Source organism: Pseudomonas sp. TE3910 (genome assembly GCF_056279025.1).
The window spans coordinates 3,410,606-3,430,175 of record NZ_JBWBQN010000001.1 but is presented as its reverse complement, the minus strand read 5'-3'; the positions used below and the strand labels follow the sequence as shown (position 1 = coordinate 3,430,175).

The 19,570-nt window shown below is 62.5% G+C and carries 20 protein-coding genes; 11 read left to right on the top strand and 9 right to left on the bottom strand.

The features are described from left to right. Window positions 1-44: 44 nt before the first annotated feature. Together ACZ9H3_RS15725 and ACZ9H3_RS15720 are read right to left on the bottom strand one after the other, a co-directional pair. Window positions 45-260: a dodecin gene (locus ACZ9H3_RS15725; protein ID WP_065759093.1), complete on the bottom strand. Its 216-nt coding sequence runs from the start codon at window positions 258-260 to the stop codon at window positions 45-47. A 75-nt stretch (window positions 261-335) separates the two neighbouring features. After that, window positions 336-1,232, bottom strand: a complete 897-nt coding sequence (locus tag ACZ9H3_RS15720) for a LysR family transcriptional regulator (RefSeq protein WP_454240450.1) — start codon at window positions 1,230-1,232, stop codon at window positions 336-338. Window positions 1,233-1,343: 111 nt separating this feature from the next. On the opposite strand from ACZ9H3_RS15720, the gene trpB reads away from it, so the two are divergent. Both trpB and trpA read left to right on the top strand, forming a co-directional pair. After that, a complete protein-coding gene (trpB, locus tag ACZ9H3_RS15715; RefSeq protein WP_476221431.1) occupies window positions 1,344-2,570 on the top strand; it encodes a tryptophan synthase subunit beta in 1,227 nt (408 codons plus the stop codon). Next, complete coding sequence (gene trpA, locus ACZ9H3_RS15710; RefSeq protein ID WP_099773228.1) at window positions 2,567-3,379, top strand: tryptophan synthase subunit alpha; 813 nt, start codon at window positions 2,567-2,569, stop codon at window positions 3,377-3,379. Before trpB ends, trpA begins: the two co-directional genes overlap by 4 nt. Before the next feature lie 58 nt (window positions 3,380-3,437). Here trpA and ACZ9H3_RS15705 read toward each other — a convergent pair whose 3' ends face one another. After that, complete coding sequence (locus tag ACZ9H3_RS15705; RefSeq protein WP_065759097.1) at window positions 3,438-3,773, bottom strand: DOPA 4,5-dioxygenase family protein; 336 nt, start codon at window positions 3,771-3,773, stop codon at window positions 3,438-3,440. Between the two features lie 114 nt (window positions 3,774-3,887). Between ACZ9H3_RS15705 and ACZ9H3_RS15700 the strand changes: the two genes are divergently transcribed. Further along, window positions 3,888-5,459 carry a SulP family inorganic anion transporter gene (locus ACZ9H3_RS15700; protein WP_476221428.1) on the top strand — a complete coding sequence of 524 codons (1,572 nt, stop codon included), beginning with the start codon at window positions 3,888-3,890 and terminating at the stop codon, window positions 5,457-5,459. Here the strand turns inward: ACZ9H3_RS15700 and aroE are convergent. Continuing rightward, window positions 5,456-6,280: a shikimate dehydrogenase gene (gene aroE, locus ACZ9H3_RS15695; RefSeq protein ID WP_065759099.1), complete on the bottom strand. Its 825-nt coding sequence runs from the start codon at window positions 6,278-6,280 to the stop codon at window positions 5,456-5,458. The genes ACZ9H3_RS15700 and aroE overlap by 4 nt on opposite strands. Window positions 6,281-6,348: 68 nt before the next feature. Then, window positions 6,349-7,278, bottom strand: coding sequence for an oxygen-dependent coproporphyrinogen oxidase (hemF, locus tag ACZ9H3_RS15690; protein ID WP_476221426.1), 930 nt, complete (start codon window positions 7,276-7,278; stop codon window positions 6,349-6,351). 134 nt (window positions 7,279-7,412) lie between these two features. Here hemF and ACZ9H3_RS15685 point away from each other — a divergent pair, with 134 nt between their 5' ends. Further along, the gene (locus ACZ9H3_RS15685; protein ID WP_065759101.1) at window positions 7,413-8,390 is read left to right on the top strand and encodes an NADPH:quinone reductase; all 978 of its coding nucleotides are present in this window, start codon (window positions 7,413-7,415) and stop codon (window positions 8,388-8,390) included. Window positions 8,391-8,489: 99 nt separating this feature from the next. Here ACZ9H3_RS15685 and tsaC read toward each other — a convergent pair whose 3' ends face one another. After that, on the bottom strand, window positions 8,490-9,047 hold the full coding sequence (gene tsaC / locus ACZ9H3_RS15680; protein WP_065759102.1) for an L-threonylcarbamoyladenylate synthase type 1 TsaC: 558 nt from the start codon (window positions 9,045-9,047) through the stop codon (window positions 8,490-8,492). Window positions 9,048-9,084: 37 nt separating this feature from the next. Next, window positions 9,085-10,188: a DNA-processing protein DprA gene (dprA, locus tag ACZ9H3_RS15675; RefSeq protein WP_330522504.1), complete on the bottom strand. Its 1,104-nt coding sequence runs from the start codon at window positions 10,186-10,188 to the stop codon at window positions 9,085-9,087. 232 nt (window positions 10,189-10,420) lie between these two features. Between dprA and def the strand changes: the two genes are divergently transcribed. Genes def through ACZ9H3_RS15650 form a run of 5 tightly spaced genes read left to right on the top strand, consistent with a single transcriptional unit; the run spans window position 10,421 to window position 14,949 of the window. Continuing rightward, window positions 10,421-10,927, top strand: a complete 507-nt coding sequence (def, locus tag ACZ9H3_RS15670) for a peptide deformylase (RefSeq protein WP_102053005.1) — start codon at window positions 10,421-10,423, stop codon at window positions 10,925-10,927. A gap of 58 nt (window positions 10,928-10,985) precedes the next feature. Next, window positions 10,986-11,918 carry a methionyl-tRNA formyltransferase gene (gene fmt / locus ACZ9H3_RS15665; RefSeq protein WP_099773225.1) on the top strand — a complete coding sequence of 311 codons (933 nt, stop codon included), beginning with the start codon at window positions 10,986-10,988 and terminating at the stop codon, window positions 11,916-11,918. Next, window positions 11,915-13,225 (top strand): 16S rRNA (cytosine(967)-C(5))-methyltransferase RsmB, encoded by a 1,311-nt coding sequence (gene rsmB, locus ACZ9H3_RS15660; protein ID WP_102053007.1) that lies wholly within the window; start codon window positions 11,915-11,917, stop codon window positions 13,223-13,225. Before fmt ends, rsmB begins: the two co-directional genes overlap by 4 nt. Before the next feature lie 23 nt (window positions 13,226-13,248). Continuing rightward, a complete protein-coding gene (trkA, locus tag ACZ9H3_RS15655) occupies window positions 13,249-14,622 on the top strand; it encodes a Trk system potassium transporter TrkA (RefSeq protein ID WP_065759107.1) in 1,374 nt (457 codons plus the stop codon). Window positions 14,623-14,634: 12 nt separating this feature from the next. Beyond that, entirely contained in the window at window positions 14,635-14,949 is a 315-nt protein-coding gene (locus ACZ9H3_RS15650; RefSeq protein ID WP_102053008.1) for a tetratricopeptide repeat protein, read from the top strand. Window positions 14,950-15,010: 61 nt separating this feature from the next. Here the strand turns inward: ACZ9H3_RS15650 and ACZ9H3_RS15645 are convergent, their stop codons facing one another. Together ACZ9H3_RS15645 and ACZ9H3_RS15640 are read right to left on the bottom strand one after the other, a co-directional pair. Beyond that, entirely contained in the window at window positions 15,011-15,898 is an 888-nt protein-coding gene (locus tag ACZ9H3_RS15645; RefSeq protein ID WP_065759109.1) for a lysophospholipid acyltransferase, read from the bottom strand. 39 nt (window positions 15,899-15,937) lie between these two features. Then, on the bottom strand, window positions 15,938-16,489 hold the full coding sequence (locus ACZ9H3_RS15640) for a DNA-3-methyladenine glycosylase I (RefSeq protein ID WP_476221419.1): 552 nt from the start codon (window positions 16,487-16,489) through the stop codon (window positions 15,938-15,940). An 82-nt stretch (window positions 16,490-16,571) separates the two neighbouring features. Between ACZ9H3_RS15640 and glyQ the strand changes: the two genes are divergently transcribed. Together glyQ and glyS are read left to right on the top strand one after the other, a co-directional pair. Further along, window positions 16,572-17,519: a glycine--tRNA ligase subunit alpha gene (gene glyQ / locus ACZ9H3_RS15635; RefSeq protein WP_099773224.1), complete on the top strand. Its 948-nt coding sequence runs from the start codon at window positions 16,572-16,574 to the stop codon at window positions 17,517-17,519. Continuing rightward, entirely contained in the window at window positions 17,516-19,570 is a 2,055-nt protein-coding gene (gene glyS, locus ACZ9H3_RS15630) for a glycine--tRNA ligase subunit beta (protein WP_065760483.1), read from the top strand. The genes glyQ and glyS overlap by 4 nt, the downstream gene beginning before the upstream one ends.

The following is a 19,570-nucleotide window of genomic DNA, read 5'->3' as shown; positions in this document are numbered from 1 at the left end:
CCCCAAGCTGCGCGTTCAAGCCAGCACTGTGGCATCAGGACGCATCAACTGTTGGCAATCCGAAAGCCCACCTTGAGGGTCACCTGAAAGTGCGCGGCCTTGTTGTCCTTGATATGCCCACGGGTGTCGACCACCTCGAACCACTCCAGGTGCTGAATACTCTTGCCAGCCTCGGCCAGCGCATTGTTGATGGCCTCTTCGATGCTGTTGGGGGATGAGCCGACAAGCTCTATTTTCTTGTAGGTGTGATGATCGGACATGGCGTTTCTCCTGACGAGCCTGACTCCAGAGCCTAGCAGCGCCACACGGATTTACCTGCCGAACAGGCCCGGCTATCACACGACCTGCTGTGCCAGTTCAGCACGCAGCCAACCGGCAAGCTGTTCGGCACGCCCATCGGCGGCGCGGCGTGGCACCCATAGCACCAACGCGGCCTGGGTCTGACAAAAACCCCACGGCGCAGCCAGACGCCCGGCACGCAGGTCATCGGCTACCAGGGGTTGTGGCGCAATGGCAACGCCAAGGCCCGCGACAGCCGCCTCCAGCAAGTAATACAGGTGCTCGAAGTCCTGCCCATACCTCAACGCCTGCGGGTCGAGCCCCTGTTGCCGAGCCCAACTGGGCCACGCCTGTGGGCGCGAGGTGGTTTGCAGCAACGCTTCACCCAACAAGGCGCTGGCCGGCGCCTGCTGCAAACGCGCAAAGCCGCTGCAATGCGGGCTAAGCACCGGGCCGATACGCTCCTCGGCCAAAACATGTACCTGCATGTCGGCTGGCCATGGCGGTTCCGCGAACACCAGAAGGGCATCCAGGCCCGGGCGACGCGGATCAAGGTCACCTTCGCCCGCAGACAGGTGCAGCCGCAATTCCGGCAGGTCGGCCTTCAAGCGGCCCAACCGCGGTATGAACCAACGCGCCAACAGGCTGCCCGAACAGCCCAGAACGAAGGGCGCCTCGGCACTGTCGCGGCTTAATTCGGCGCACACCACACGCAGGCGCTCGAACGCATCGCTACTGGCATCCCGTAGCCGCACCCCAGCATCTGTGAGTTTAATGCCACGCCCATCCTTGACGAACAGGCTCACCCCCAAGTGCTCCTCCAACACCTTGAGCTGACGGCTAACCGCGCCATGGGTAACGTGCAGCTGCTCGGCAGCCTGGCTGACGCTGTTCAGCCGGGCGGTCGCTTCGAACGCCCGCAAGGCGTTCAACGGAGGCAAGTCGTGGGCCATTTGATTTGTGAGTTTTCCTGACAGGTTATGGCGATCTTATCGGTTTTCAGATGCGTGTGTCGTGGTTAGAGTAGAGCCAATCCCAGTCTAGATAACGCCTTGGAGCGACTCATGACCCAGACCCACTACCGCAGCGGCCCTGATGCCAACGGCCTGTTTGGCGATTTCGGCGGCCGTTACGTCGCTGAAACCCTGATGCCACTGGTGCTTGACCTGGCCAAAGAATATGAAGCTGCCAAGGCCGACCCGGCGTTCATCGAAGAACTGGCCTACTTCCAACGCGATTACATCGGTCGCCCGAACCCGCTGTACTTCGCAGAACGCCTGACCGAGCACTGCGGCGGCGCGAAGATCTACTTCAAGCGCGAAGAGCTCAACCACACCGGCGCGCACAAGATCAACAACTGCATCGGCCAGGTACTGCTGGCCAAGCGCATGGGCAAAAAGCGCCTGATCGCTGAAACCGGCGCCGGCATGCACGGCGTGGCCACCGCCACCGTAGCGGCACGCTTTGGCCTGCCTTGCGTGATCTACATGGGCGCCACCGACATCGACCGCCAGCAAGCCAACGTGTTCCGCATGAAGCTGCTGGGCGCCGAAATCGTCCCGGTCACCGCCGGTACCGGTACGCTCAAGGACGCGATGAACGAAGCCCTGCGTGACTGGGTGACCAACGTTGATGAAACCTTCTACCTGATTGGTACTGTTGCAGGTCCGCACCCGTATCCCGCCATGGTCCGTGACTTCCAGTCGATCATCGGCAAGGAAACCCGTGAACAGATGAACGCCAAGGAAGGTCGCCTGCCAGACAGCCTGATCGCCTGTGTTGGCGGTGGCTCGAACGCCATGGGCCTGTTCCACGACTTCCTCGATGACGCCAGCGTACAGATCATCGGCGTCGAAGCCGGTGGCCATGGCGTCGACACCGACAAACACGCGGCCAGCCTCAACGGTGGTGTACCGGGCGTATTGCACGGTAACCGTACCTACCTGCTGCAGGACGCGGACGGCCAGATCACCGACGCCCACTCGATTTCTGCGGGCCTCGACTACCCGGGCATCGGTCCGGAACACGCTTACCTGCACGAAGTGAAGCGTGTCGAGTACGTCAGCATCACCGATGACGAAGCCCTGGCGGCGTTCCACACCACCTGCCGCCTGGAAGGCATCATCCCGGCGCTGGAGACCGCCCACGCCCTGGCTGAAGCGATCAAACGCGCACCGACCCTGCCCAAGGATCACCTGATGGTGGTGTGCCTGTCCGGGCGCGGCGACAAAGACATGCAAACCGTAATGAGCCATATGGCCGCGACCGCACAGCAGGAGAAGCAGGCATGAGCCGTCTTGAACAACGTTTTGCCACGCTCAAGGCCGAAGGCCGTGCGGCACTGGTCACATTCGTCACCGCAGGCGACCCGGGCTACGATGCCTCGCTGGCGATCCTCAAGGGCCTGCCCGCCGCTGGCGCCGACGTGATCGAACTGGGCATGCCCTTCACCGACCCGATGGCCGATGGTGTGGCGATCCAGCTGGCCACCCTGCGTGCCCTGGACGCCGGTCAGACCCTGGCGAAAACCCTGCAGATGGTGCGCGAGTTCCGCGTCGACGACAGCACCACGCCCATCGTCCTGATGGGCTACTACAACCCGATCCACCGTTTTGGTGTCGAAGCCTTTGTCGCAGACGCCAAGGAAGCCGGCGTCGATGGCCTGATCATCGTTGACCTGCCGCCAGAGCATGATGCCGAACTGGCGACCCCGGCCCAAACCGCCGGGATCGACTTCATTCGCCTGACCACTCCGACCACCGACGATGCGCGTTTGCCACGCGTGCTCGAGCGCAGCTCGGGCTTTGTCTACTACGTCTCGGTTGCCGGTGTGACCGGTGCCGGCTCTGCCACCACCGATCAGGTCAGCAGCGCCATCGAGCGCCTGCGTCGGCATACCGACCTGCCAATCAGTGTTGGCTTCGGTATCCGTACACCCGAGCAGGCGGCGGCCATTGCCCGTCTCGCAGACGGCGTGGTGGTTGGCTCGGCACTGGTAGACAAGATTGCCCACGCAACCAGCGCTGAACAAGCCGTAGGCGATGTGCTGGAGCTGTGCTCGGCACTGGCCGAAGGTGTGCGGGCGGCGCGCAAGGCCTAAGTCTCAATCGCAGGCAAGCCTGCTCCTGCACCTTGTGTGGGGGCTTGCTTGCGACACCTTAGGCTTGGCTGAAGATCGACAGGTCGAGCGGTCGCACCGCCCCCATCCAGATGCCATGATCACGATGATCGGCCAATTCGTCACCGGTTAGCGGGTGCAGGAACACCACCAGCCCGTTGCGGTACAACGCTAGCCAAGGCAGCACTACGCCAACCACTTCCGGACCAAACGCCAACTGGCAACTCCAGTCCGGGTGCGGCCCCACCGGTTGCTGATGCATCCGCCCCATCGTCACCGGAAACAGCTGCGAAGCTTCCTCGCACAGCGCCCGGGCCTGCGCCATGGTGCTGGCATCGTAATAGACATGGGCGTGATAGCCCTTGATTCTTTGCACACGAGCTCCTGACCCCAAAGAACGTTCACAACTATAACCCGCCCGCTCAGGGACGGCTTGCACCACCGCGCAGGAAATCGCACCCTGTGTACTGCTCAGCCGACCGAGAACCCCATGGCCTGGCCCGACCGCCACACACTCCTGCCTTTTCTTTCCTGGCTACCTCGGCAGACCCGTGCCAGCGTCGGTCGCGACCTGCACGTGGGCCTGAGCGGGGCAATCCTCGCCCTGCCGCAATCCATTGCGTATGCCCTGATCGCTGGACTGCCCGCCGAGTACGGCCTGTACGCAGCCATCGTACCCGTACTTATTGCGTGCCTGTGGGGTTCATCCTGGCACCTGATCTGTGGGCCCACCGCGGCGATATCGGTCGTGCTGTATGCCAGTGTCAACCCTTTGGCCAGTGCGGGCAGCAGCGATTACATCACGCTTATCCTGCTACTGACGTTCCTCGCCGGCGTGTTTCAGTGGTTGCTGGGCATGCTCAGGTTCGGTGCGCTGGTCAATTTTGTCTCCCTGCCTGTGGTACTCGGCTTTACCATCGGTGCCGCCGTGGTCATTGCCTTGGGGCAACTGCCAAGTCTTCTGGGGCTGGACCTGCCCAGCCAGACAACGGCCTTGAAAGCCCTGCAGGGCCTGCTTGAACATGCAAAAAACGCCGACCTGCGTTCACTCGCCCTAGGCCTGGGTACGCTGCTGCTGGGCATTGCCCTGAGGCAGCTGCGACCGCGCTGGCCGGGCCTGCTGATCAGCCTGACCAGCGCCAGTCTGCTGTGCGCGTTGTGGCCTTCCGTCTTCGGGCATGTGGCGCGGGTACAGGGTTTCGTCGGCCAACTACCGCCCATAAGCCCACTGCCGCTATGGGACCTGGAACTGCTGCTGCGGCTGCTGCCCGGTGCCGTGGCGGTGGGGATGCTCGGCCTGGTGACGAGCCTGTCGATTGCCCGTGCCTTGTCAGCACGCTCGGAGCAACTGATCGACGTCAATCAGGAAATCCGTGCTCAGGGCCTGTCGAACATGGGCGGGGCGTTCTTCTCCGGTTACCTGTCCTCAGGCTCTTTCACCCGCTCGGGATTGAGCCTGGAAGCAGGTGCCCGCTCGCCGTTGGCCGGGGTGTTTTCCGCGCTGTGGGTCGCGCTGTTCGCCGTGACCGGTGCCACGCTGATCGCCCACATTCCGCTACCGGCCATGGCCGGCAGTATTCTGCTGATTTGCTGGGGACTGATTGACCACCGGGCGATTCGGGCGCTGTTCCGCGTCAGCCGGGCGGAATTCCTGGTGATGGCAGTGACCTGCGCCGCCACGCTGCTGCTGGAGTTGCAGACCGCTATCTATGCCGGCGTACTGGTATCGCTGTTCTTCTACCTCAAGCGCACATCGCAGCCTAGTGTCCAGCACAGCCGGGAAGGTGATGTGGATATCCTGCGGGTCGGCGGGTCGATTTTCTTCGGCGCCAGCCATTACCTGCAGGTGCGCCTGCAACGCTGCCAAGGCCCGAGGGTGGTGATCGATGCCCGACAGATCAACTTCATCGACTATTCCGGAGTGGAGATGCTGCACCGCGAAGCCCGCCGCCTGCGTCGGCAGGGCGGCAGCCTGACCCTGCGTCGCGCGCGACCGCAAGTGGTTGAAGAGTTGTACAAGCTGGAAGGGGCAGCGCACTGCCCCATTCGTTTCGAGGATTAGCCGCGCGCCAGCTGACGGCGCAACTCGTCGAGGACAGGCGCAGTATCAGGGTGCACACCACGCCAGATGAAAAACGCTTCGGCGGCCTGCTCAACGAGCATACCCAAGCCGTCCAGCACCTGCGCCGCGCCCTGTTCGCTGGCCCAGCGGCAGAACGGGGTCGGTTCCTTGCCATACATCATGTCGTAGCACACGGTATGCCCCGGCTGGATCAGGCTGGCGTCAATCGGCGGAACCTCACCGGCCAGGCTGGCCGAGGTGGCATTGATTATCAGGTCGACCGGCTCTTTCAGCCAAGTAAACCCACTGGCAGCCACCGGGCCCAGGTCAGCGAACTCACGCGCCAGTTGTTCGGCCTTTTCCACCGTACGGTTGGCAATCACCAGCGACGCCGGGTTGTGCGCCAACAACGGTTCCAGCACACCACGCACGGCGCCACCGGCGCCGAGCAGCAAAATGCGCTTGCCCGTCAGTTGTACACCGGCATTCACGGTCAGGTCACGGACCAGCCCGGCACCGTCGGTGTTGTCACCCTGCAGGCTGTCATCAGCCAGTTTGCTCAAGGTGTTCACCGCACCAGCCCGGCGTGCCCGCGGGGTCAGGCTATCGACCATTCGGAAGGCTTCTTCCTTGAACGGCACGGTGACATTGGCCCCACGCCCCTGCTTGAAGAAGCCCAGAGCACAGTTACTGAAGTCGTCCAGCGGCGCAAGCAAGGTGCTGTATTCCAAGTGCTCGCCGGTCTGGTCGGCAAACAGCCGGTGGATCAAAGGCGACTTGCTGTGGCCAATCGGGTTGCCGAAGACGACATACTGGTCCATTCACGCGATTCCTGAGTCAGGCCCGAGGCTCGGGCAAGTTATCCACTGCGAGTTATCCACAACGCGGCTCAATGACCAGCTTTGGCAGCCTCGCCAAGCCAGTCGCGATCCTGCAGGAAGTACTCGGTCAAGCGCGCTTCCTCGCTGCCAGGTTCAGGCTTCCAGTCGTAGCCCCAGCGAACCTGCGGCGGCAGCGACATCAGGATCGACTCGGTACGCCCACCCGACTGCAAGCCGAACAGGGTGCCACGGTCATAGACCAGGTTGAACTCCACATAACGGCCACGGCGGAACTCCTGGAATTCACGCTGCTGTGCCGTGTATGGCTGAGCCTTGCGGCGCTGCACGATGGGCAGATAAGCCTCGACGTAGGCATCGCCGATAGCCCGCATGAAGGCGAAGCAGGTGTCGAAGTCCCATGCATTCAGGTCGTCGAAGAACAGGCCGCCGATGCCGCGAGGCTCATTACGATGCTTGAGGTGGAAATAGCGATCACACCAGGCTTTGTAACGCGGGTAAACGTCAGCGCCAAACGGCGCGCAGGCTTGCTCGGCGACCCGGTGCCAATGCACGCAATCTTCTTCGTTGGCGTAGTACGGCGTCAGGTCAAAACCACCACCGAACCACCAGACCGCTTCCTCGCCTTCTTTCTCGGCGATGAAAAAGCGCACGTTGGCGTGAGACGTCGGTACATGCGGGTTGTGCGGGTGGATCACCAGCGACACACCCAGCGCTTCAAAGCCACGCCCCGCCAGCTCTGGCCGATGGGCACTGGCCGAAGGCGGCAAACCGCTGCCGAACACATGGGAGAAGTTCACCCCACCTTTCTCGATCACCTTGCCATCACTGATGACCCGGGTTCGCCCGCCACCGCCCGCTTCACGCGTCCAGCTGTCCTCGATGAACCGTGTACCGCCGTCTTCGTTCTCAAGGGCAGTGCAAATCCGGTCTTGCAGGTCAAGCAGGTAGGCTTTCACGGCCTCGGTGCGGCTAGTCATCAGGTCACCTGGAAACGGGCTAAGGCAAATTCGGCGCGTAGCATACCACCGGCCATGGGCCTGCCGCAGTTGACGGCGATCAAGCAACGGAGTCCGATAGCAGCTTTCCCCAGGATCAATACAGGAGAGAGCAGATGGCCAAGCGTATCCAGTTCAGCCAGCATGGAGGTCCAGAGGTCCTGCAGTGGGTCGATTACGAGCCACAGGCACCCGGGCCACAGCAGGTCAGCGTGCGCAACCAGGCCGTTGGCCTGAACTTCATCGATACCTACTTCCGCAGCGGCCTCTATGCACCGCCCTCACTGCCTTCGGGCCTGGGCACGGAAGGGGCGGGCGTGGTTGAAGCCGTTGGCGAGGGTGTCGAGCATTTCAAGGTCGGCGACCGCGTGGCCTATGCTGTCGGCCCGCTGGGCGCCTACAGCGAGGTGCATGTGCTGCCAGCGGCCAACCTGGTGAAACTGCCAGACGCCATCAGCTTTGAGCAGGCCGCAGCCGTGATGCTCAAGGGCCTGACCGTGCAGTACCTGCTACGCCAGACCTATGCCGTGCAACCGGGCCAGACCATTCTGTTCCACGCCGCCGCCGGCGGTGTTGGATCGCTCGCCTGCCAATGGGCCAAGGCCCTTGGGGTCAAGCTGATCGGTACCGTTAGTTCGGCGGAAAAAGCCGAACGGGCCAAGGCGCTGGGTGCCTGGGCGACCATCGACTACAGCCATGAAGACGTCGTGCAACGGGTTCTGGAGCTGACCGATGGCAAGAAATGCCCGGTGGTTTATGACGGCGTTGGTCAGGATACCTGGCTGACGTCTCTCGACTGCCTGGCCCCCCGTGGCCTGATGGTCAGCTTCGGCAATGCCTCCGGGGCGGTCAGCGGCGTGAACCTGGGCATTCTGGCGCAGAAAGGCTCGCTGTATGTCACCCGACCAACGCTGGCAGGCTACGCCAACACCCCAGCCAACACGCAAGCAATGGCCGATGAACTGTTCGGGATGATCGCCAGTGGCAAACTGACGGTAGATATCCAGCAACGCTACCCGTTGAGCGAAGCGGCCAAGGCCCAAACCGAGCTGTCGGCACGCCGGACAGTGGGGTCCACGGTGCTGTTGCCTTGACACCCACCCGGTAGGCACCCGCCTTGCCGGCGATAACCGCAGCGCCGTGCCTGTTCCTGCACGGCGCGCGAATCGCTGGCAAGGGCGGTTTAGCGCTCCTCAGCCCGGTCGGACAACATCGCCGGTCATCAGGTCGCGAATCACACTCGGGTTCTTGCGACCGCCCAAGGCACCACCAAGCACCAGATCCAACTGGCCATGGAAGTACTGCTCAACCCGCAGCCGCGTGCGGGCTGCAGGCCGCCCCTGAGGGTTGGCCGAAGTCGACACCAGCGGCCCGACCAGCGCACACAGGTCACGCACCACCGGGTGATCGCTGACACGCAGGGCGACGGTGTCGTGCATGCCGGTGATCCACTCCGGGAGCATTCCCTGATGCGGCACCAACCAGGTGTTCGGACCCGGCCAGGTACTGCCCATGCGGTCGAGCCAGGTTTCCGGAAAATCCTCGAACAAAAAATCGAACTGGCGAATATTGTCGGCGATCAGGATCAACCCCTTGTCTACCGAACGCGACTTGATCGCCAGTAACCGATCAACCGCTTCCTCGTTCCAGGGATCACAGCCCAGACCCCAGACGGCTTCGGTGGGATAGGCAATCACCGCACCCGCCCGAATCTCGCGTGCAGCTTGTTGCACGCGCCAATTGCTCACCATTGCTGTCACTCCGCTAAAAGGCTGACGAGCAGTGTACTTAGCCCGGCCGAGCAAACCAACGGCCTGCTTCATTACAAACCTGCCCGGCCAGCTCAAGCTCGGTCAGTGCCGCCAAGACACGCGACAACGGCCAACCACTGGCGTGCGCCAGGCTTTCGCTGCTTTGCGGCGCGGCCAGGAGCAGCACCAGCAACGGGTTGGAGGGTACCTGCAACACTGGCTGGGTCACCGGCAGGTTCTGCCACCCACTCAGGGTTTCCAGTATGTGCTCAATCCGCTCGACCAGCAGCGCGCCATCGCGGATCAATTGATGGCAGCCCTTGGCGCCCGGATGATGGATAGACCCCGGGATGGCGTAGACCTCTCGCCCTTGCTCGGCCGCCAGGCGCGCTGTGATCAACGAACCACTGGCCAGGCTGGCCTCAACCACCAGCACACCCAGCGACAAGCCGCTGATGATGCGGTTGCGCCGGGGGAAATTTCCGGCGACGGGTCCGGCGTCCAGCGGAAACTCTGACACCACCGCGCTGCCGCGCTCCGCCATTGCCGCTGCCAGCGCCCGATGGCGCTGTGGATAACATTTTTGCAGCCCGGTTCCGACCACCCCGATTGTCTGTCCACCGACGTCCAGCGCGGCCTGGTGAGCCACACCATCAATGCCCGCCGCCAAACCACTGGTGACGACAAAACCGGCCTGTGCCAGGCAGCGGGAAAACGCCGCCGCTGTCGCCAGGGCGGGGGGCGATGCACGCCGACTGCCGACGATGGCCAACTGTGGTTTCTCCAGAATGGCCGGGTCACCGGCCACGAACAGCAGCGGCGGGGCATCGTCCAGTTCGGCCAGCAAGGCCGGGTAGGTGGCGGCGTCCCACATCAGCAAATGCTGGCCTGGGCGCTCTAGCCAGGCCATTGCGGCCGCCGCACCATCACGGATCTCTGGGCTGCGCCGCGCCTCCACTGCGGTGGCTGGCACGCCCAGCGGACGCCAGGCGGCAGCCGGTGCGCTGAGCGCTGCCGAAGCACTACCGAAGGCTTCGATCAGTTTACGGAAACGCCGAGGCCCGAGCTCCGGCAGCCGATGCAAGCGCAGCCGCGCCTCCAGTTCGGCGGGTGGGCAGGTCGAAAAATCATTGCACATCATCTGATCATCCTTGATTCAGAGGCCCGGCGAAGCCAACAACAAGCTGTGGATAACTCTGTTGATAATCGATTGACAACATGTGCGTCAGTCAACACCGCTCCGCTCACCGGGCCGATGCATGGGGGTGGCTGCTAAACGTTAGCTGACCTTTTCACAGGTGCCGAACGCGTCGAATCCCTTTATTATGTGCATTCATGTTTGTATTACTTCGCACAGTGCAGCTCATACGCTTATGGCCATTCTGAACATCCTCGAATTCCCTGACCCGCGTCTTCGCACCATCGCCAAACCGGTAGTGGAAGTTGACGACGCCGTACGCCAGCTGGTCGACGACATGTTTGAAACCATGTACGAAGCGCCGGGTATCGGCTTGGCCGCAACCCAGGTCAACGTGCACAAGCGCATCGTGGTCATGGACCTGAGCGAAGACCGCAGCGAACCACGGGTGTTCATCAACCCCGAGCTGGAAATGCTCACCGACGACATGGGCCAGTATCAGGAAGGCTGTTTGTCGGTGCCGGGCTTCTACGAGAACGTCGACCGCCCACTGCGCGTCCGGGTCAAGGCCCTGGACCGTGATGGCCAACCGTTTGAACTGATCGCCGAAGACCTCCTGGCCGTGTGCATTCAACATGAGTGCGATCACCTCAACGGCAAGCTGTTCGTCGATTACCTGTCGACCCTGAAACGCGACCGGATCAAGAAAAAACTGGAAAAACTTCACCGCCAGCAAGCTTGATCCCCTCATCCAGAAGGCTTGCTCCGGCAAGCCTTTTTCTTTTTTAAGCGAGAACTCCATGCGCATCGTCTTCGCGGGCACTCCTGAGTTTGCCGCCGAACACCTCAAAGCCCTGCTCGACAGCCCCTACGACATCGTCGCGGTCTACACCCAGCCGGACCGTCCCGCCGGGCGCGGACAAAAACTGATGCCCAGCCCGGTCAAACAATTGGCCGCGCAGCACGGTATCCCTGTGTTGCAACCGCCGACCCTGCGCGATGCCGACGCCCAGGCCGAACTGGCCGCGCTGCAACCAGACCTGATGGTGGTGGTGGCGTACGGTTTGATCCTGCCGCAGGTCGTGCTGGATATTCCGCGCCTGGGTTGCATCAACAGCCACGCCTCCTTGCTGCCGCGCTGGCGCGGTGCGGCGCCGATCCAACGGGCCGTGGAAGCAGGCGACCCGGAAAGCGGCGTGACCGTCATGCGCATGGAGGCAGGCCTGGACACCGGGCCGATGCTGCTCAAGGTCAGCACGCCGATCAGTGCCACCGATACCGGTGGCAGCCTGCACGACCGCCTCGCCGAAATGGGCCCGCCCGCCGTCCTGCAAGCCATTGCCGGCCTCGCCGACGGCACGCTACAGGGCGAAGTGCAGGACGATGCACTGGCCACCTATGCGCACAAGCTGAACAAGGACGAAGCGCGCCTGGACTGGAACCGGCCTGCGGTTGAGCTGGAGCGCCTGATCCGTGCCTTCAACCCCTGGCCCGTGTGCCACAGCACCCTGAGCGGCGAAGCCGTGAAAGTGCTCGCGGCAAGCCTGGCTGAAGGCCATGGTCAACCCGGTGAGATCATCAGCGCGAGCAAGGACGGCCTGGTGGTCGCCTGTGCTGATCAGGCGCTGTGCCTGACCCGTCTGCAGTTGCCCGGGGGCAAAGCGCTAAACTTCAGCGACCTGTTCAATAGCCGTCGCGAGAAATTCGCCGTCGGCACGGTGCTGGGCCAATGAACCCGCGTCTGGCCGCTGCCCGCGCCCTGGCCGCCGTTCTCAGCGGCAAGGCATCGTTGAACAGCTCGCTCCCGGCACAACTGGATAAAGTCGAGGCGCGTGATCGCGGCCTGACCCAGGACCTGGCCTTCGGTACAGCCCGCTGGCAGCCGCGCTTGTCGGCGCTGGCCGAACAGTTGCTGCAAAAGCCTTTCAAGAGTGCCGATGCCGATGTACAGGCATTGTTGCTGGTTGGTCTGTATCAACTGCTCTACACCCGTACTCCCGCGCATGCGGCCATCGGCGAGACCGTTGGCTGTGCCGACAAACTGAAAAAGCCCTGGGCCAAGGCCCTGCTCAACGCTGTACTGCGCCGGGCCCAGCGTGAAGGCAATGAGTTGCTAAGCGCATTGGAGCGCGACCCGGTGGTGCGTACCGCCCACCCGCGCTGGCTGCAGAAGTCGCTCAAGGCCTTCTGGCCAGAGCAATGGGAAGCGATCTGCGCCGCCAACAACGCGCACCCTCCGATGATCCTGCGGGTGAATCGTCGTCATCACAACCGCGACGCCTACCTGCAGTTGCTTGCCGAGGCCGGTATTCAGGCCGCGCCGTGCCAGTACAGCCGCGATGGCATCGTTCTGGCCGAGGCCAGCGACGTGCGCAACCTGCCTGGCTTCGACCAAGGCTGGATCAGCGTTCAGGACGAAGCCGCGCAACTGGCCGCCGACCTGATGGACCTGGCCCCAGGGCAACGGGTGCTGGACGCTTGCTGCGCCCCGGGCGGAAAAACCTGTCACCTGCTCGAAGCAGAGGCCGGGCTGCAACAAGTGGTCGCCATTGACCTGGAGGCCAAACGCCTGACACGCGTACGGGAAAACCTCGACCGTCTGGGCCTTGACGCACAATTGATCGCCTGCGACGCACGGGATACCGCCAGTTGGTGGGACGGCAAGGGCTTCCAGCGCATCCTGCTCGACGCCCCCTGCTCGGCAACCGGGGTCATCCGCCGCCACCCGGACATCAAGCTGACCCGTCAGGCCGAGGACATTCCGGCCCTGGCCAGCCTGCAGGGCGAACTGCTCGATGCCCTGTGGCCAACCCTGGAGGTCGGCGGGATCCTGCTCTACGCCACCTGTTCGAGTTTGCCAACGGAAAACACGGAAGTAATCGACGCCTTCCTCGCCCGCACGCCAGGTGCCCGCGAGCTGGACCTGGCGACTGCCGCTGGGCTGCGTCAACCTCATGGTCGCCAGCTGCTGGCGCAAGAGGGTGGGCACGACGGTTTCTATTACGCCAAGCTGATCAAGATCGCCGCGGCTCGCGGATAACGACAATGGAAGGGGAGTAGTGGATGAAGATCATCATCCTGGGTGCGGGGCAGGTTGGCGGTACGCTGGCCGAACACCTGGCCAGCGAAGCCAACGACATCACCGTGGTCGATACCGATGGTGATCGCCTGCGCGACCTCGGCGACCGCCTGGATATCCGCACGGTCCAGGGCCGGGGTTCGTTCCCGACGGTCCTGCGTCAGGCCGGTGCCGACGATGCCGACATGCTGGTTGCGGTGACCAACAGTGACGAGACCAACATGGTCGCCTGTCAGGTCGCCTACACCCTGTTCCATACCCCGACCAAAATCGCCCGGGTACGCGAGTCGGCCTACCTGACCCGTGCCGGCCTGTTCAATAACGAGGCCATTCCGGTCGATGTGTTGATCAGCCCCGAACAGGTGGTGACCCACTACATCAAGCGCCTGATCGAACACCCGGGTGCCTTGCAGGTGATCGACTTCGCCGAGGGCAAAGCCCAACTGGTGGCGGTCAAGGCCTATTACGGTGGCCCGCTGGTGGGCCAGCAACTGCGCCAGATCCGTGCGCACATGCCGAATGTGGATACTCGCGTCGCGGCGATCTTCCGCCGTGACCGGCCAATCCTGCCCCAGGGCGACACCGTGATCGAGGCCGACGACGAAGTGTTCTTCATCGCCGCCAAGGCGCACATCCGCGCCGTGATGGGCGAGCTGCGGCGTATCGACGAAACCAACAAGCGGGTGGTCATCGCCGGTGGTGGGCAGATCGGTGAGCGCCTGGCCGAGGCCATCGAAAGCCGCTACCAGGTCAAGATCATCGAAATGAACCCGGCACGCTGCCGCTACCTGTCCGACACCCTGGACAGCACAGTGGTCCTGCAAGGCAGCGCCTCGGACCGCGACCTGATGGTCGAAGAGAATATCGCCGAAGCCGACATTTTCCTGGCCCTGACCAACGACGACGAAGCCAACATCATGTCTTCGCTGCTGGCCAAGCGCCTTGGTGCGCGCAAGGTGATGACCATCATCAACAACCCGGCCTATGTCGACCTGGTGCAAGGTGGCGAAATCGACATCGCCATCAGCCCGCAACTGGCGACGATCGGTACCTTGCTGGCCCACGTACGTCGAGGTGACATCGTCAGCGTCCACTCGCTGCGCCGAGGGGCGGCCGAGGCCATCGAGGCCATCGCTCATGGCGACTCGAAATCGAGCAAGGTCATCGGCAAGGCCATCGAAGACATCGCACTGCCACCGGGCACCACCATCGGCGCGATCATCCGCGACGAGGAAGTGCTGATCGCCCACGACGACACCGTGATCGAAGCCGGTGACCGGGTGATCCTCTTTGTTGTGGATAAAAAGTACATCCGTGACGTCGAGAAACTCTTCCACGTTGGCTTGAGCTTCTTCTAAGAGGAACGGCAGATGCGCGAATCACTGGAAAAAATGCTCGCCAAGGGTGTGGATAACGCCCTGTTGCGCTTCGGTCTGGGCAAATCCTGGCTGGATGAGGGCAACGCTGCCGAAGCCGCTGTACACCTGCAACGCTGTGTGGATTTCGATCCGAAGTATTCCGCGGCGTGGAAGCTGCTGGGCAAGGCACATCAGGCGCAGGGCGACCTGACAGCGGCACGCCAGGCTTGGCAGCAAGGCCTGGACGCAGCAAAGGCGCATGGCGACAAGCAGGCGGAAAAAGAGATGACGGTGTTTCTGAAAAAGCTCGACAAAGCGCAACACTGAGGCGTGTTTGTCGCAGGCAAGGCCGGCACCTGCAGGGCCCGACCTTGCCAGTGACGCAACCTCAATACCAGCGTGATTCGCCTGCCGGGCGCTTCTTGAAGCGCTTCATGCTCCACATGTACTGGCTCGGGTAGGCCCGCACATAACGCTCGATCACCTGGCTCATCGCCGCAGCCGAGGTTTCAGTGTCTTCGCTGTACATGGCCTCAGGCGCTGCCTCGAGGATGACCTTGAAACCGGAACCGTCCGGCAGGCGCAGCGCATGCAGGAACACCCCTACGGCTTTGCCACCGGCCAGCATGTTCGGCACGAACTTGCTGGTCAGCGCCTGGGTGGCGAAAAACGGTACGAATATGCCTGCCGATTCGGCTGGCTCAGGGTCGGCAGGAATCCCCACCTGACCGCCCTTGCGCACTTCCTTGATGATGCTGAGGATGCCTTCCTTGGTCGACGCCGCGACACGGTTACCCAGCTGTACACGCTGTTCACGCAGCAGGTCATCGACCGCCTTGAGTTTGGGCGGACGGTAGAAAATGATCGGTTTGCACTGGCTGCAGTAGAAGTGGTTGAGCACTTCCCAGTTGCCCAGGTGGCTGGTGATACCGACGACCCCCTTGCCCGACGCCAGGGCTTTTTCCAGCACCTCAAGCCCTTCGACCTCACGCACCAGCGCCAGCGAGCGCTTGGCTGGCCAGATCCAGGCACAGGCGCTCTCGGTGAACGACTTGCCGATGTCCATCAGCGTACGGCCTACCAGCCGCTCGCGTTCGGCGGCGTCCATCTCCGGAAAACACTTGGCCAGGTTGATGCGCACGACATTGCGCGAGCTGTTCGGCAGCTTCCACATGATCCAGCCGATTGCCGCGCCGACCCGTTGCACTGCGCCCCATGGCAGCTTGGCAAACAACCGCAGCACCCCGACCATCAAGGCGCCCTTGAATTTATCCACAGGCAGGTTCCTCCTTCTGCAAGCCGGGCATTGTACCCCTCAGCGCAGCAAGGCGGCGTAGCGATCACAATTGATGGTGTGATCCATGACCATGCCCGTGGCCTGCATGAAGGCGTAACAGATGGTGGGCCCGACAAAGGTGAACCCGGCTTTCTGCAGTGCCTTGCTCATGGCCTGGGCCTCGACAGTCACTGCGGGCACCTCACTGCGCTGGCTGAAATGATTGATCTTCGGCTCACCGCCGACGAACGACCAGAGCCAGTCGGCCGGGTTTTCAAGTTCAAGCCAGGCCCGGGCATTGCGCCGGGCGGCATTAAGCTTCAGACGGTTGCGAATGATGCCCGGATCAAGCAGGCGCTCCTCGATTTCGTCGTCACTCATCTGTGCCAGTCGCTGTGGATCGAAGCCAAACAGTACCTGCCGGTAACGCTCTCGCTTCTTCAATACGGTGATCCACGAAAGCCCTGCCTGAAAGCCTTCAAGCAGCAGCATTTCAAACAACCGGCCGGGATCTCGCAGCGGAACACCCCACTCCAGGTCGTGATAGGCCTGATAAAGTGGATCGTCGGTACACCAAAAGCAGCGTGGCATAAGGCTCCAGAGGTAGAGGCCCGCAAGAATCGGGTTATACTCCCGCTCTTTATATTCGCAGCCCTAGAAACAGGTGAATTTCGTGAGCCAGCCTACGCCAGCCGTGCGTACCTTCCAAGACTTGATTCTCGCCCTGCAGAACTACTGGGCCGAGCAAGGTTGTGTGGTACTTCAGCCCTACGATATGGAAGTAGGCGCCGGCACTTTCCATACCGCCACGTTCCTGCGCGCCGTCGGCCCGGAAACCTGGAACGCCGCCTATGTACAGCCAAGCCGTCGCCCGGCTGACGGCCGTTATGGCGAAAACCCTAACCGCCTGCAGCACTACTACCAATTCCAGGTGGTGCTCAAGCCGAACCCGGCGAACTTCCAGGAACTGTACCTGGGCTCGCTGAAAGCCATCGGTCTTGACCCACTGGTCCACGACATTCGTTTCGTTGAAGACAACTGGGAATCGCCGACCCTCGGCGCCTGGGGTCTGGGCTGGGAAATCTGGCTCAACGGCATGGAAGTCACCCAGTTCACCTACTTCCAGCAAGTGGGCGGTATCGAGTGCTTCCCGGTCACCGGTGAGATCACCTATGGCCTGGAGCGTCTGGCGATGTACCTGCAGGGTGTCGACTCGGTCTACGACCTGGTCTGGACCGACGGCCCGTTCGGCAAGGTGACCTACGGCGACGTGTTCCATCAGAACGAAGTGGAGCAGTCGACCTACAACTTCGAACACGCCAACGTCGAGAAGCTGTTCGAGCTGTTCGACTTCTACGAAAGCGAAGCCAACCGCCTGATCGAGCTGGAACTGCCGCTGCCAACCTATGAAATGGTTCTCAAGGCATCGCATACCTTCAACCTCCTCGACGCCCGCCGCGCCATCTCGGTAACCGAGCGTCAGCGTTACATCCTGCGTGTACGGACCCTGGCCCGGGCCGTGGCACAAAGCTACCTGCAAGCCCGCGCCAAGCTGGGCTTCCCGATGGCATCCCCTGAATTGCGTGATGAAGTGTTGGCTAAGCTGGAGGCTGCACAATGAGTGCTCAAGATTTCCTGGTTGAACTGGGCACCGAAGAACTGCCACCCAAGGCCCTGAGCGCCCTGGGCGACGCTTTCCTCGCCGGTATCGAAAAAGGCCTGCAAGCTGCCGGCCTGAACTACAGCGACAAGGTCGTGTTCGCCGCACCACGTCGCCTGGCGGTATTGATCCGTCAACTCGATACCCAGCAGCCTGACCGCAGCATCAATGTCGATGGCCCACCGCGCCAGGCCGCGTTCGATGCCGAAGGCAACCCGACCCAGGCGGCCCTGGGCTTCGCCAAGAAGTGCGGCGTAGAGCTGGCGCAAATCGACCAGAGCGGTGCCAAGCTGCGCTTCTCCCAGCACATTCCAGGCAAGGCCACCGCCAGCCTGCTGCCGACCATCGTTGAAGACTCGCTGAACGACCTGCCGATTCCCAAGCGCATGCGTTGGGGCGCGCGCAAGGAAGAGTTCGTCCGTCCAACCCAGTGGCTGGTCATGCTGCTGGGCGATGAAGTGGTCGATTGCACCATCCTTGCCCAGAAAGCCGGTCGTGAATCCCGTGGCCACCGTTTCCACCACCCGGAAAACGTACGCATCAGCTCGCCGGCCAGCTACCAGGAAGACCTGCGCAAGGCCTACGTACTGGCCGACTTCGCCGAGCGCCGTGAGCTGATCAGCAAACGTACCGCTGAGCTGGCGATGCAGCAGGAAGGCACCGCGATCGTGCCACCGGCACTGCTCGACGAAGTGACCGCGCTGGTTGAATGGCCAGTGCCGCTGGTCTGCTCGTTCGAGGAACGCTTCCTCGAAGTGCCACAGGAAGCCCTGATCACCACCATGCAGGACAACCAGAAGTACTTCTGCCTGCTGGACATCGACGGCAAGCTGCTGCCGCGCTTCATCACCGTGGCCAACGTCGAGAGCCGTGATCCGAAGCAGATCATCCAGGGTAACGAGAAAGTCGTGCGCCCACGCCTGACCGACGCCGAGTTCTTCTTCAAGCAAGACAAGAAGCAGTCCCTGGAAAGCTTCAACCTGCGCCTGCAGAACGTCGTCTTCCAGGCCCAACTGGGCAGTGTCTTCGACAAAGCCGAGCGCGTAGCCAAGCTGGCCGCCTTCATCGCTCCGCATATCGGTGGCGATGCCAAGCGTGCCGCCCGTGCCGGCCTGCTGTCCAAGTGCGACCTGGCCACCGAGATGGTCGGCGAGTTCCCCGAGATGCAAGGCGTAGCCGGTTACTACTACGCACTGAACGACGGTGAGCCGGAAGATGTCGCCCTGGCCCTGAACGAACAGTACATGCCACGCGGTGCAGGTGCCGAGTTGCCGTCGACCCTGACCGGCGCAGCCGTGGCCATCGCCGACAAGCTCGATACCCTGGTCGGTATCTTCGGCATCGGCATGCTGCCAACCGGCAGCAAGGACCCCTATGCCCTGCGCCGTGCCGCGCTGGGTGTGCTGCGTATCCTGATCGAGAAGCAGCTGGACCTGGACCTGAACGATGCCGTGGCCTTCGCCGTGGCCCAGTTCGGCCACACGGTCAAAGCCGCTGGCCTGGCCGATCAGGTGCTGGAGTTCATCTTCGACCGCCTGCGTGCACGTTACGAAGACGAAGGCATCGACGTCGCCACCTACCTGTCGGTTCGTGCATTGAAGCCCGGTTCCGCACTGGACTTCGACCAGCGCGTGCAAGCCGTTCAGGCCTTCCGCAAGCTGCCGGAAGCCGAAGCCCTGGCCGCCGTGAACAAGCGGGTTTCCAACCTGCTGAGCAAAGCCGAAGGCACGGTTGCCCACCACGTCGAGCCGAAGTACTTCGACAACGCCAACGAGTTCTCCCTGTACTCGGCGATTCAGCAAGCCGATCAAGCGGTGCAGCCAATGGCCGCAGCGCGTCAGTACAGCGAGTCGCTGGCACGTCTGGCAGCCCTGCGTGAACCGGTCGATGCCTTCTTCGAGGCAGTGATGGTCAACGCCGAAGACGCCAAAGTGCGGGCCAACCGTTATGCCTTGCTCAGCCGCCTGCGCGGTCTGTTCCTGGGCGTAGCTGACATCTCGCTGCTGGGGTAA

What these genes read in the sequence shown, in the direction of transcription:
- ACZ9H3_RS15725 (WP_065759093.1), bottom strand. Translation starts at nt 260, where the DNA reads ATGTCCGATCATCACACCTACAAGAAAATAGAGCTTGTCGGCTCATCC.
- ACZ9H3_RS15720 (WP_454240450.1), bottom strand. Translation starts at nt 1,232, where the DNA reads ATGGCCCACGACTTGCCTCCGTTGAACGCCTTGCGGGCGTTCGAAGCG.
- trpB (WP_476221431.1), top strand. Translation starts at nt 1,344, where the DNA reads ATGACCCAGACCCACTACCGCAGCGGCCCTGATGCCAACGGCCTGTTT.
- trpA (WP_099773228.1), top strand. Translation starts at nt 2,567, where the DNA reads ATGAGCCGTCTTGAACAACGTTTTGCCACGCTCAAGGCCGAAGGCCGT.
- ACZ9H3_RS15700 (WP_476221428.1), top strand. Translation starts at nt 3,888, where the DNA reads ATGGCCTGGCCCGACCGCCACACACTCCTGCCTTTTCTTTCCTGGCTA.
- aroE (WP_065759099.1), bottom strand. Translation starts at nt 6,280, where the DNA reads ATGGACCAGTATGTCGTCTTCGGCAACCCGATTGGCCACAGCAAGTCG.
- hemF (WP_476221426.1), bottom strand. Translation starts at nt 7,278, where the DNA reads ATGACTAGCCGCACCGAGGCCGTGAAAGCCTACCTGCTTGACCTGCAA.
- ACZ9H3_RS15685 (WP_065759101.1), top strand. Translation starts at nt 7,413, where the DNA reads ATGGCCAAGCGTATCCAGTTCAGCCAGCATGGAGGTCCAGAGGTCCTG.
- tsaC (WP_065759102.1), bottom strand. Translation starts at nt 9,047, where the DNA reads ATGGTGAGCAATTGGCGCGTGCAACAAGCTGCACGCGAGATTCGGGCG.
- dprA (WP_330522504.1), bottom strand. Translation starts at nt 10,188, where the DNA reads ATGATGTGCAATGATTTTTCGACCTGCCCACCCGCCGAACTGGAGGCG.
- def (WP_102053005.1), top strand. Translation starts at nt 10,421, where the DNA reads ATGGCCATTCTGAACATCCTCGAATTCCCTGACCCGCGTCTTCGCACC.
- fmt (WP_099773225.1), top strand. Translation starts at nt 10,986, where the DNA reads ATGCGCATCGTCTTCGCGGGCACTCCTGAGTTTGCCGCCGAACACCTC.
- rsmB (WP_102053007.1), top strand. Translation starts at nt 11,915, where the DNA reads ATGAACCCGCGTCTGGCCGCTGCCCGCGCCCTGGCCGCCGTTCTCAGC.
- trkA (WP_065759107.1), top strand. Translation starts at nt 13,249, where the DNA reads ATGAAGATCATCATCCTGGGTGCGGGGCAGGTTGGCGGTACGCTGGCC.
- ACZ9H3_RS15650 (WP_102053008.1), top strand. Translation starts at nt 14,635, where the DNA reads ATGCGCGAATCACTGGAAAAAATGCTCGCCAAGGGTGTGGATAACGCC.
- ACZ9H3_RS15640 (WP_476221419.1), bottom strand. Translation starts at nt 16,489, where the DNA reads ATGCCACGCTGCTTTTGGTGTACCGACGATCCACTTTATCAGGCCTAT.
- glyS (WP_065760483.1), top strand. Translation starts at nt 17,516, where the DNA reads ATGAGTGCTCAAGATTTCCTGGTTGAACTGGGCACCGAAGAACTGCCA.